The organism is Roseibium sp., assembly GCF_965232425.1.
In the GTDB taxonomy this organism is placed as follows: domain Bacteria; phylum Pseudomonadota; class Alphaproteobacteria; order Rhizobiales; family Stappiaceae; genus Roseibium.
The window spans coordinates 3,817,635-3,829,650 of sequence record NZ_OZ246971.1; the positions used below are offsets into that span (position 1 = coordinate 3,817,635).

General features: G+C 58.7%; 9 protein-coding genes. 4 read left to right on the forward strand and 5 right to left on the reverse strand.

The window, feature by feature from the left end:
• Positions 1–3: 3 nt before the first annotated feature.
• Both ACO08A_RS17415 and ACO08A_RS17420 read right to left on the reverse strand, forming a co-directional pair.
• Positions 4–2,010 carry an alkaline phosphatase family protein gene (locus ACO08A_RS17415; RefSeq protein ID WP_422037241.1) on the reverse strand — a complete coding sequence of 669 codons (2,007 nt, stop codon included), beginning with the start codon at positions 2,008–2,010 and terminating at the stop codon, positions 4–6.
• Positions 2,011–2,200: 190 nt separating this feature from the next.
• Positions 2,201–3,253: a polyamine ABC transporter substrate-binding protein gene (locus ACO08A_RS17420; RefSeq protein ID WP_422037242.1), complete on the reverse strand. Its 1,053-nt coding sequence runs from the start codon at positions 3,251–3,253 to the stop codon at positions 2,201–2,203.
• Between the two features lie 590 nt (positions 3,254–3,843).
• Here ACO08A_RS17420 and ACO08A_RS17425 point away from each other — a divergent pair.
• The 3 genes from ACO08A_RS17425 (at position 3,844) to ACO08A_RS17435 (ending at position 8,149) form a co-directional block, all read left to right on the forward strand.
• Positions 3,844–4,167, forward strand: coding sequence for a hypothetical protein (locus ACO08A_RS17425; protein WP_422037243.1), 324 nt, complete (start codon positions 3,844–3,846; stop codon positions 4,165–4,167).
• Positions 4,168–5,475: 1,308 nt separating this feature from the next.
• The gene (locus ACO08A_RS17430) at positions 5,476–5,703 is read left to right on the forward strand and encodes a helix-turn-helix domain-containing protein (RefSeq protein WP_422041773.1); all 228 of its coding nucleotides are present in this window, start codon (positions 5,476–5,478) and stop codon (positions 5,701–5,703) included.
• A 658-nt stretch (positions 5,704–6,361) separates the two neighbouring features.
• The gene (locus tag ACO08A_RS17435) at positions 6,362–8,149 is read left to right on the forward strand and encodes a methyl-accepting chemotaxis protein (RefSeq protein ID WP_422037244.1); all 1,788 of its coding nucleotides are present in this window, start codon (positions 6,362–6,364) and stop codon (positions 8,147–8,149) included.
• Positions 8,150–8,259: 110 nt separating this feature from the next.
• On the opposite strand, the gene ACO08A_RS17440 is transcribed toward ACO08A_RS17435, so the two are convergent.
• Positions 8,260–8,520: a hypothetical protein gene (locus ACO08A_RS17440; RefSeq protein ID WP_422037245.1), complete on the reverse strand. Its 261-nt coding sequence runs from the start codon at positions 8,518–8,520 to the stop codon at positions 8,260–8,262.
• A 545-nt stretch (positions 8,521–9,065) separates the two neighbouring features.
• Positions 9,066–9,431, reverse strand: a complete 366-nt coding sequence (locus ACO08A_RS17445) for a hypothetical protein (RefSeq protein WP_421979280.1) — start codon at positions 9,429–9,431, stop codon at positions 9,066–9,068.
• Between the two features lie 767 nt (positions 9,432–10,198).
• Between ACO08A_RS17445 and ACO08A_RS17450 the strand changes: the two genes are divergently transcribed.
• The gene (locus tag ACO08A_RS17450; RefSeq protein WP_422037246.1) at positions 10,199–10,426 is read left to right on the forward strand and encodes a hypothetical protein; all 228 of its coding nucleotides are present in this window, start codon (positions 10,199–10,201) and stop codon (positions 10,424–10,426) included.
• Positions 10,427–10,548: 122 nt separating this feature from the next.
• On the opposite strand, the gene ACO08A_RS17455 is transcribed toward ACO08A_RS17450, so the two are convergent.
• A complete protein-coding gene (locus ACO08A_RS17455) occupies positions 10,549–11,895 on the reverse strand; it encodes a methyl-accepting chemotaxis protein (protein WP_422037247.1) in 1,347 nt (448 codons plus the stop codon).
• Positions 11,896–12,016 lie beyond the last annotated feature (121 nt).

Consider the following 12,016-nt stretch of genomic DNA (forward strand, 5'->3'; position numbering starts at 1 on the left):
TTCTCAGTCCAGCCGGGCTTCTGCCTCCCTGCGTTCGAATGCATGGCTTTTTCCGTCGGCCGTGACCTGAAGGATCTGTGTCGGCGCACCCTGGTTGTCCAATTCCACGACACCAATGCCCGACGCATTCAAAATCCTTCTGCCGCCAGGCGTTCCGTGCGGCTTCCTCGGAATGATCCGCATGCCGCGGCGCTTCGTCAGCCAATTGAGCGGTGACCTTGGCGAAAAAGCCAGCCGGTTTCCACGGTCCAGTACCGCGATCAGCCTGTCGGGCCACTTGTTCTTGATCCCGCTGGAGCAGATCTGCCAGATCTTCGGACCAACTGGCGCAGTGCGATGACGCGCGGAATGGCCATTGCGCAGCTCCACGTCATAGACAAAGGAATAGTGCACATCACCGGACAGGATCACGAAATGCTTCGGCGTGTCGCGGTGCTGAAAGATGTTCAGGATCGCGCTGGCGGTGCCCGGGTGCGCCATCCAGTATTCCGCATCGACCATGAGGGGTTTGCCGATCAGGGTGAAGAACTTCTGCACCACCTCGATCAGCTTCACACCGAAGATGGGGGCCGCCGATACGAGCAGGACCGCATCCTGTCCCTTCAGGTGGGTCTGCAGGTCCGTTGCCGCCTCCCAGTCGAGAAGACCGGACGGGTAATGCGCGTTTCGTTCGGATCGCCAGCGCCGGGTGCGCGTGTCCAGCGCGATAAGCGGCGGGTCGGTCGGCCAGACGAAGTCCCATTTCTCGTAACCGAGGATCTGGTCGATCACTGCCTCGTGCGCGCCCGACCCGGGTTGTGCAAGCGCTGTCTCGAAGAGATGTTCAAGGTCCTCGCGGATCCTTGCAGGCCGGTTTCCCCAACCCTGATTGATCCCGTATGCGATCAGCGCATTGCCGATCACACGCCGCGACAACGGGTGTGCATAGGCGGCGTCTTCCCAGGCCAGCGACAGGTTCCAGTCATCCGTGACATCGTGATCGTCAAAAATCATTGCGGTCGGCAAATGGGCGAGCAACCGGCGCACGCCGGACAGGCCTTCGACAAAATCACGCAGGGTGTCCTGCTCCCGGGCATACATGTCCCTGTCCTTGTCGTCCAGGCTCTCGGGCACCGTGAAGCCGGGCAGGATCCGCCAGGCTGCCGGTGACCAGACCAGAAGATACATGCAGAGCATTTCGCCGAGTGTAATCAGATGATTGCGCGCATGCGCCGAGGTGAAGACCGGCTTGTTGGTGCCGCCAAAAAGGACGTCGAACACCGTGCTCTTCTGGTCGATCCTGGGCAGCAGCCGGTCCCGGTGATAGAGACATCCGCCGGTTTCGCGGAGCTGCGTGCCCGAGTTTGGCAGCCCCTCTTCGGGCCCGTCAAAGGTCTCGTCGGGCAGGCCGAGGGCTCCGGTAAGAAACATGATCGCCTGCAGCATCGGACCGGCGACGTCGTCGACGTAAACCTGGTCGCCACTCAGAACGAGCAATTCGGGCAGGGTGTTCGCGATGCGGTCGGCGGCATCCGGCGAAGTCAGGAGGCCGGCGACGAGACGGTCGGCTGCAACAAGTCCGTCCGAGCACCGGCTGTGAGGTTTCCGGCAAGACCCGTGCATGACGGAAGACACCTTGTCGGGAACCCGAAGGAAGGGCGTATCCCATCCCGGGTAACAGAGATCTTCCGCCCAGGCCTCGTGGTCCTGCCAGGCGCCGGCAGGATCGTCGCTCAGCTTCAGGCTCAGCCGGTAACCGACCAGCGTTTCCTTCGGTAGCGCCGTTTCGAGGTGCAGGTCGATCATGAGGTAGCAGAGCTGCTCCCCGGCCTTCAGGCACGCCAGCTCCTGCGAGTGGGGCTCCAACTCGTGGGTCTGTACCGGAGCGTCCGGAGGGAAGAGTTCCAGCCTGACAGACGCGGGTGCGCGCACCGCCAGCCAGAAGCACAGCCGGTCGGGGAGGGTCTTCCGCAGGATAGGTCCCGCCAGAACAGCCGGGACCTGGCTTTCAGCGGAGGTCGCAGTTTGCATCGAAAGTGCCGTCCTCTTTCAACAAGTCGTTCAGACTTATGTGCGCGCAATTTCCTTTCAAGTGCCCGAAATGTCGCAAATTGTCGTCGTCCTGCAAAACGGATTCCGAACGGTCCGCCCGCATCGCCTCCGGCGAGGAGACTGGCTATGGCCCTGAACCCAACGGCAGCGATCAGGGCCCGCCAAACACCTAGCTGCCCGTCTTGAACCGCGTCCAGCTCCTGGTCAGCAAGCGCAGGGTCCTGTGGTCGCGCGGAAGGTTGGGGAACAGTTTGTCCATCAGCTCTTCCGGCGGATAGACATTCGGGTCGTTCCTGACCTCCTCGGCCACGTATTCGAAAGCGGCCCTGTTGCCGTTGGGATAGAAGTACTGATTGGTGACCTCGGCGATGGCTGCCGGTTCCATCATGTAGTTCATGAACGCGTGCGCATGTTCAGGGTTGGGCGCATCCACCGGGATTGACAGGAAGTCGAAGAAGACTTCGGTTCCCTCCACGGGGATGGAATACGCGACTTCGACGCCGTTGCCGGCTTCGAGCGCGCGCGCGTGGGCAAGACCGGCATCACCGCTCCACCCCAGAACCAGGCACAGGTCGCCGTCCGCCAGATCATTGATGAGTGCACCGGTCCGGAAGTGCCGAATGTATGGTCTGACCGACGTCAAGAGGGCTTCCGCCTTTTCCAGGTCGGCAGGGCTGTCGGTGAAGGGATCAAGTCCCAGATAGTTCAGCGCGATCGCGACGACCTCCTCGGGAGAGTCGATCATGGCGATACCGCAATCGGCGAAATGTGCCGCAATCGCCGGATTGAACAGAATGTCCAGGCTGCCGACAGGCGCATTTTCCAACCGGTCGGACACGAGCGCCGGATTATAGAGTATGCCCGTCGTGCCCCACAGATAGGGAACGCCGTACCGGTTGCCTTCGTCGTGTTTTGCCAGAAACGCCAGAATGTCCGGATCCAGGTTCGCATGGTTGCCGAGCTTTTCCCTGTCCAGCTTCTGAAGCGCGCCCGCCTGGATCAGCCTGTTGGCAACGAGGGCGGACGGCAGGACCAGATCGTATCCGGAGCCACCTGTCAGGAGTTTCGTTTCCAGAATTTCCAGAGAGTCGAACGTGTCGTAGACGACGTCGATCCCTGTTTTTGCTTCAAAACCGGAAATGACCTCCGGCGGGATGTAGTCGGCCCATGCGGCAATCGTGACGGTTCTGTCCTGTGAAGCCGCTCCGCCGATTGCGGACAAGACTATGCATGCCGAGGCAATCAAGCCGTGCGCCAGCCTGGCGCAAACAGTTGTAGGGCGAAAGCGCCCGGGGGTGTGGATGGTCACGTCGTTTCCTCAACAATCGAGCCCGAGGGCGCCGAACTTGCTGTCTGCAAATTCCGGAATCCAATCGAGCCGGTCCGGTCCCACACCTTGCGTGCAGGATGTAACCGGGTTTTTGCGCGAGTAAAAGGCCTTTTCCCCGTTTCCCTCAGAAACGCAGACGTGGACGGGCCTGCCGGCCACACTGTGAACGTTTCGTGTCCGAGCAGATACTGCGCTTCTGCACGCAAGAGCGTGACCTGCCTTCTCTTACCGGTCCGTCCTGAATGAGCCGGTGCCGCCTCTGCCTGGCCCGCACGATTCACGCTCACGAAACGCGCTCCTGAGCATCGTTAATGTTGTGTTAATCTCAGAATTTCGCAATTCGCTCACGATAATTCTCAAGCTATTGATTTTAAACAATTAAGCTCAAGTGATGGCAGCGTGAGGCATTCGGTTTCTGCATAACGCTTCAACGCCGGAATCCCGTAAAACTTGGTCAACGTTTCACGAACTGGAGAGTGATCTTGTTGACGGCAGATGGCGCATTATCGCTGACGGTGGCAACAGTCGGGACGCCCTTCCGGATCCTGTCACCCAAATACGGAATTTTCGTCAACGCCGACGCCTGTGCCTTTCAAAGCTTGCTGGAGAAAGCAGTTCTTTCAGGCAGGCGGGAGAGATTTCAGGACAATCAAGGTCTCTCTCAGGGGCAGGCAGCCGCGAGCCGCGATGCGGAAAGCCTGCAGGCCTCGGAGCCGGAAACCTCGTCTTTTGTCTGTCGCGGATTGTCCGCCTTTCGGGCCAACGAGAAGGATCCCGTTTGGCGGGTTCTGGATGCTGTGGACTAGAAACACTGGTGCCTCTGCTCGCAACAAAGGCACCCAGCGTCAGTTCGTGTCGCGCCACTTGTGACGCGAACTGACGAAACTGCTCAAACGCGTGTGTTGCGGATGAGTGGTCAAAGACTTCCGGTGCGCCGGTCGCAATTGTCAGCAAGGTGCTACCCCTCGCTGACTTACGGTGATCGATCGTGTCGGACGAACCCACCCGCCCAGGAGTAACACGGGGTCTGGCGCAAAAGGTCCCCCACACCTGTTCAGCGCCGTGCCACCTGGGTGGGTGGCCTTATCGACCTTGGCACATCCTGGTTGTATTGGCAACATGATGTCGGGGGAGCGATGATGCCAAACGGCAGTGTTCCGGTGCGTTCGTCGTTCAACTTCTCCTTGTTTGCCAGATACTTGCAGATACGCGTTTCGTCAGCTGAAGACGCTGACGTGCGGCATCTCGTGCAAGATCCCAGTCGGAGTTGTGTCGCGATAACCAACTGACGCGGAAGAACGGCGATGAATGATCTGGTCATACAGGAAAACATGGGCTCTCTTGAGAGGATCGACCTGACGGACTTGACTGCCGAACGTTTCGAAACTGACGACTTCGACCATCATGCAAGCCTCTACAGTGGCATCGGCGCCAGATTGATGCAGCTGAGCGAAGGTGGTTTCAAGGGCCAGCTGGTACGGGTGGTGTCCGGAAAAGTGGCCGTTCAGCTGTCGGTTTGCAATCAAACCGTCGAGCAGCACATTGTCGCCGATGCAAACAACTTCGTCTTTTGCATCTGTCCGGACAGCGCCGGCGCGCATGCGGTTTTTGGACAGGCGGCAGAGGCTTCCTGGGTGTTCGTGTTGCCGCCACGCGGAGAGGCGGTTGCCGTTTTGCCGGCAAAATTTCCGCTGTTGATCGTGACTGTGGACCGTGAGACGCTGTTGCGGAGCGACAGTCTTCTGCCTGAGATCGCTGTCTGGTTCGAGACCCTTGCCTCCAACGGTGAAACAATCTGCTCGCAGGTTCTGGCCAGCCGGTTCGTGAGCGACGCGTTGCTGAAACTGCGCAATGACGCAGAGCAGTGCGCTCAGAAACACCTCCAAACCCTGGATCATCTTGCCGTCTCGAACATTGCAAATTCCCTGTCTCTTGAATGGCTGAAAAAGGGGAGCTTCCACGTCCCGAGAAGATCGGCTGCCCTCGAACGCTTTGCGAAAGCGCATCGTATCGTCCGGCAAAATCCACACAACCTGACTGGCAACAATCAGCACGCGATCTTCGAGCTCGGCTCGAAGCGGTCCGTTGAACAGGCCTTCGCTGAACGGGTCGGCATGGGACCGCTGTCTTATGCGCGCCTTGTTCGGTTGCACAACGCGCGGCAAAAACTCAGGGATGGAAAGTTTGATCGCGAGTCCATCGGAAACATTGCGGCACAGGAAGGATTTTGGGAGTGGAGCAGATTCACGTCCTACTATGGCAAACACTTCGGTGAACTGCCCTCGCAGACGCGCGAACATGCCACCCGGCTGACCGGGCCGCACCAAGCTCTTGCAGGATAACTGGCCGGCCGGCCTGAACAATCGACTGACCGGACCCGCAGCCGGTTCGAATGGGCCGGCCCGGAGCGAATGGGTGCCCCGGGCCGCAACGCTTTCACCGCCGCGGGAGCACGCTACATGGACCGGTCTGTTCCGCGTTCACGTAATGTTTTGCCGGCTTATTTTCACACGCGGCTGTCTAATCTTCCTGTTTCGAGACGAACGATGTGCTTCGATTCTGTCAACGGAACGGTTGCCGTTTCGCGCCGGACCTGGCCGGGCCCAAAGTGTTTACCCTATTTTCAGTATTCAAACGGTAGCGTGAATCCTGTGTGGGGGACGTCCAAGATACGAGACGTCCGGGAATGATCAGCGACAATCTGCTTCCTCCAAATGACCTGGTGTTCCAAGGGCGGCTGCGGGTACCCCCAGCAAATGCTCCATTGCAACCAGCACGTTTTTCCGGTTCCAACCCGATTCGAGAGCCAAGGCTGAGTGCCCGGTCGCACCGGTTGCCCTCCGGTTGCGCCAGCCCTTGACGGTCTCTTGTCACTTTCGCCCAGTAAGGCTCCCCGGCAAATGCTGCGGGGGCCGCTCGGAAATGTCTCATGCCTCCATCCCGTCCCTTCCAAAGTCCCGGTGATACCGCGACTTCTTCCAGAATTTTTCGGAGCGGCACATGCAGCAGTCTTCTGTTTCAAATCAGCCAGGTCACCTCGCACATAAATCGTCCTTGAGCATCGGAGCCAAGATCGTCGGGCTTGTCGCCATGTGCCTCGCGGGCCTGGTTCTCGTGTCCGGGATCTCGTTGTGGCAGCTCGTCAACATTGGCTCGTTGATCGACGACGTCGCAAACAGGGATGTGCCTCTGACGAATGCCGTGACTGAAATCACGACACATCAGTTGGAACAATCCATCAGCCTGGAGCGTTCGCTGCTGGCGGGATTCAGTCTTGAGCGAAATCTTGAAGCGCGGCAGGCGTTCGATGACGCGCGCAGGTCTTTCCTTGCATACGCTGTTGATGTGCATGAGGAGATCTCCCAAGCGCAAAAGCTTGCAAAGGCAGCCGAAGAATCGGCGATTTCGGACAAATCAAAACGCGAATTCCGGAGGATCCAGGTTTCCTTCGATGCAATCGCGGACGAACACAAGACCTTCAACGAACGGGCGCTACGTGCCTATGAATTGATCGACGCCGGACAGTTGGACGATGCCCTGAGCCTTCACAAGGACATCGAATCGATCGAGGACAACCTGAACCATGCGCTTGAAGCCATGGTCGCGGACCTCGCCGTCTTCACCCTTGAAGCGGCTCAGAGCGCACTGGAAGCCGAACGATTCGCCGTTCAAAGCATTCTGCTGATTTCGAGCATCGTCCTTCTTGCGTCGCTCGGCCTGGCGATGCTGCTGAGCAGGCGGGCAATCACCGGTCCGCTGAGCGAAGTTGTCGCGGGGATAGACGCCCTGATCGAAGGTGATTTTTCGAGGGAGGTCGCGGTTCGCCACCGCGACGAGATCGGCGCCGTCGCCACGGCTTATCAGACTTTCCGCGAGCGGATGATCCGGACCCGCGAACTCGAGGAGGCACAGGCGCAGGAGCGCGAGAACGAGGCTGCCCGACAGAAAAAACTTGCAGAGGCTTCGAACCGGTTCATTGCGAAAGTCGGTACGATCGTCGACACCTTGTCGCTTGCATCAGCGGAACTTGAAACGACAGCGCAGTCCATGTCGAGCATCGCGGAAGAAACCGGCAACCAGACAACCTCCGTCGCAGCCGCAACAGAAGAAGCAACGACAAATGTTTCTGCCGTCTCCGGCTCAACGGAAGAACTGTCCAGCTCCATTGCAGAAATAAGCGCGCGGATTTCGCGAGCATCGGAGATTTCCAGGCAAGCTGTCGACGAAGTCTCCAAAACAGAGGCACAAATCGATCGCCTCGCGCAGACTGCAGAAAAGATCGGTGAAGTGATATCGATGATTTCCAAGATCGCAGGACAGACGAACCTGCTCGCGTTGAACGCGACGATTGAATCGGCGAGCGCCGGTGATGCCGGGAAGGGGTTCGCGGTGGTTGCCAGCGAAGTCAAGGCGCTGGCAAATGAAACAGCGAAAGCCACGGACGGTATTGCCGGCCTGGTCAGGGAGATACAGGACCAGACGCGCGCTTCGGTCACCTCGGTAGCGGACATCGGTGGCACGATCTCGACCATCAATGAAACGACGCTCGAGATTGCCTCAGCCCTGGATCAGCAGAACACGGCAACGCGGGAAATCGCTCAAAACATCACCGAGGCTTCCAGGGGAACGGATGCCGTGTCCGAGACCGTGTCAGGGATCAGCATGGCCTCTCTGGAAACGGGGGCCGCGGCGAATGAGGTCACGATGAGGGCTGCCGAGCTCTCCGGCCAGGCGGCTCAGCTGAAGGTGGAAGTGGACGCGTTCCTGGAAGAAATCAAAGCGGCGTAACGGGCTGCTCTGGCGGATGCGCTCCGCCCCTAGTGCAACGGGACCCTGAACCCTGCGCAGAGCCGACGGGGATGTCCTTCCGGCTGCGGTTTCGGTGGTAAACCCGCGCATCACCTTGTTGCGGGTGTCTCCGTGTCGAGAGCAACGATTGGAACCATGGCAAATTCGGGGTGCTCTTCCTTGAAACGCTGAAACGCATTTTCCCGCGCCCGGTCTTTTTCGTGGGCGGAGACACCGTAGACACGTATGGCTGCCAGCTTGTCCATTTCGTTCTGACGGATAATGAACCAGAACAGAAGGTGGGCGTCCCGGTCTCCTTCGCGCTTGTGCGGCTGGAAAATACAGGTCGAAAAAATTTCAACGTCGCGCATCGGCGCCTTCCCTTGTCTCGTCCTGATCAAACATCCCTGCAAGCCGATGTCTGTCTGTGGCTGAACACCCGATCGGTTCACAAGTATGCAAGGCAGCTCAGTTGCATGCAGGGGCGCGGTGGGCACCCTGGAAACTGTGCTGCCAATGCCCGTTCTGGTGCGACAGTAGTTGGAAGAAATTCAGCCGGTTATGCGACTTGCGCAACAATTGGTTGCTGCCCGGTTGTGTCGAGATCTGTGGTGTTTTGGGAAAGTGATTCTTCATTCGCAGAGAGACAGGCTGACTTTCCGAGGCGTCCGCCACCCAGGTCGCACCCGATACGCAAGATCCGGCGCTGTGGCGAGGCGGACGAGCGGCAACGGATTCGGCGATCGCGTTTTGCCGGATGATTGCGCTGAATATCGTTTGCGGGCCGCACAGGCGCATCAAGGAGCTGCGCCTTTCAAATCAAGGGCGGTGAAAAAAACACCGCGTGCAATACATCGCGTATTGAATTTTCCGCCGTTTATCGTGAGGACCGGTTCCACCCGTGCAACTGACGGGGTTAGGCGACCTTGAGCCGTCTCATTGCCGCAAGCAGCGTCCTGTGCTTGTTCTTGGGCCTGTAACTGACTGATATTCCAGCTGTATAGGGTGGAAACTCTCCCATGACCTCATACTGTGCCTTTGTCGGGTCGAGGATCGCATCATTCGAACTGGCCACCCAGTAATGCGGCACGTTGTGCTGGTCGACGGCGCGCATCAGCCTGTAACCGCGTTTCTTTCCTCCAAGGTAATCGAGAAGCGCCCGCGCGGCGACATAGGATTTCCCGCGCGTCGGGTTTCGTGCTGATGCGAACCTTGCATCCGCGTTTGCGAAGTGGAGGCATTCAATGCACTTGCGGAGTGCGATAACTTCGGTTGCCTGCATATTTTGCTTTGGAAGTTTTCCATTCAACATTTGAATATCCAATAGTCATCATCGCCAGAGTTCTCAGGTCCGGACGAAGCCCTGAGAATGTCCGTGTATGCAATCATGGATAAATCACTGGTTGTTAATGCAGGTTGCGCAATATTATGTTGCGAATCCCCTGTAAAAACTGCGGGCGCTCCCGGCGATGCAAAACACAGCATACGTGTCCAGAATCCGGTGTCTCAAAATGCGTCCGCTGCTGCCGTCTCTGTTTCCGCAATCCGTTCACGTACCGGATGAACCGTTCGATTTTTCCGGTTCCATTTCATCCAATCTTAATCGCAGTCGACTATCCAGACCCTGTGTGGGGGACGTCTAAACGAAAGACGTCCATTGATGATCTGTTCATGTTGGCTGCTTTGGTGCCGTCCGCACAGAACGCGAAACCGCCGGCTCTCAACGAAGACCATTCCTGGCGAACCCGTTCCGGATCTGGATGCCGCTCGCCGGTTTCGCGTCCGGCCGGTTCCCTCTGTTTTCCCTTTTACAACCGCATGGGGCGCTGATCGAACAGCGAAGCGTTTGGGCCCGCTGTCACAACAGCGTTTTCCGCCGCCGGCCTCCGCAGTGGCAACCCAGCCCGGTCCGCCTTTCTGCAGCCCGGACGGCAAGCTCATCGCGAGGCGGGCTCATGACCCGCATTCCGCGTCTGCGCCGCGACCTGCTTTGCAGATGTCCGGTTCCCGAAAGCCTGCTTCCCCCGACAGCGTTGAGGAAAGACAATCGTGACCTACGCAAAAGGAATTTACGCTTACTGGGCGGCATGCTTCGGCCTTGCTGTGCTCAAGGCAGTCGGCGTCGTCAGTATCTCGTTCTGGTGGCTGGTCCTGCTCGGGGCTGCACCACTGCTGTCCTATCTGGTCTTTGTCTTCGGGGCGGTGTCCCTGGTGGCCCTGGCACAGGGACAAAAAGCAAGACAGGGAACTCCGCGCCGACCACGCGAACGGCCTTGAAACGATTGGGGAAGCGGCCGGGACGTTTCGAAGGAGGTGCAGACTGCCCGATCGGGTCTTGTTGGTCCGCGCGCGGTTGCGCATCCGGCAGAGAACGGTCCGCGGGTCGGGCGGCGTGAACCTCAGGCGGATCGAACCGATTTCAGGAAATTGTCGACCTCCACCTTCAGACTGCCGGACTGTTCCGACAATTGTGCGGCGGAGCCGGAGATCTGGCTGGAAGACATGCCGGTGGTCTCGGCGGCCTTGCTCACGGCCGAAACGTTGCGGGACAGGTCCTGCGTCCCCTTGGCGGCTTCCTCAACGTTTCGCGCGATCTCCTGCGTGGCCGTGTCCTGCTCCTCCACGGCCGAGGCGATGGCCGCGGAGATCACATGCGTTTCCTCGATGATCTTGCTGATGGATGAGATCGACGCGGCCGCATCGGTGGTGGCTCCCTGAATGCTGGCAACCTGTGTCTCGATCTCGGCTGTTGCCTTGGCCGTCTGTTCCGCCAGCTGCTTGACTTCCGAAGCGACGACGGCAAACCCCTTGCCGGCACCGCCTGCGCGGGCTGCCTCGATGGTCGCATTGAGCGCGAGAAGATTTGTTCTTTCCGCAATATCGCTGATGAGACTGACGATTTCGCCGATCACCTGCGATGACGACGTCAGCAGGTCCACCTTGCCATTGGTGGCCCGCATGCCTTCCACGGCCTTGGACGACAGATCCGTCGAGTTTGCAATCTGCCGGGTGATCTCGGTCACGGACGCGGCCATTTCTTCCGTCGCAGCCGCCACGGTCTGTACGTTCGACGCCGTTTCTTCGGCTGCGGCGGAAACAGCGGCAATGTTTCCCGAGGTTTCCTGAGCTCCGTCCTGGAGCTCCCGGGACGCGTCCGACAAGCCGCCGGCGGCACTGGCAACGCTCGAGGCGATTCCGCCAACGGACTCTTCGAATTGTGCTGCGAGGCGCTCCAGCGTTTCGTGCCGATCCCGGATCCCGGCCTTGAGGTAGACGTCGATGGCATAGTCCATGTCGAGCATGGATGCCCGGATCACAGCGGTCTGCAGCCGGCGGAGGTACGCCCGCCGTTTTCCCGCTGTGTATCCCACCGGCATCGTCCGTGAAATCGCGTCAACGACGCCGGTGACCAGGAAGTTGTAGCCGCCGATGTACCAGCGCGGTTCGAGGCCCAGCTGATTGTGGACTTCTCCGATGCGGGTCACGGAGGCAACATAATCGCTGTCGAACCGGCCTTCCGCGATGATTTGCCAGTGTTCCAGCTGCTTCTGTTTGGCATGCCGCATGTGTGCTTCATCACGAAAGAACGCTCTCGTTTCGGAAACTTCGCCGATATGGACGTAGAAACCGTCCAGCACGCCGGGGAGAATGCACAGGATTGTCGCCGCGTTCTCCCTGAGCAGTGTAATCGTTCCTTTGTCGATCCTGTTGAAGGCCAAACGTTCTTCCAGTGTTTCGTCTGTCATGTCGGTGCTTCCGTTGAGGCTGATGTCAGCAAAGAAGACCGTTTGTCGGTAAACAAATATATAAATCAAACTAATGATAATATAATTTTCGTTTATAACATCAGCATAACTTGCAGGATTA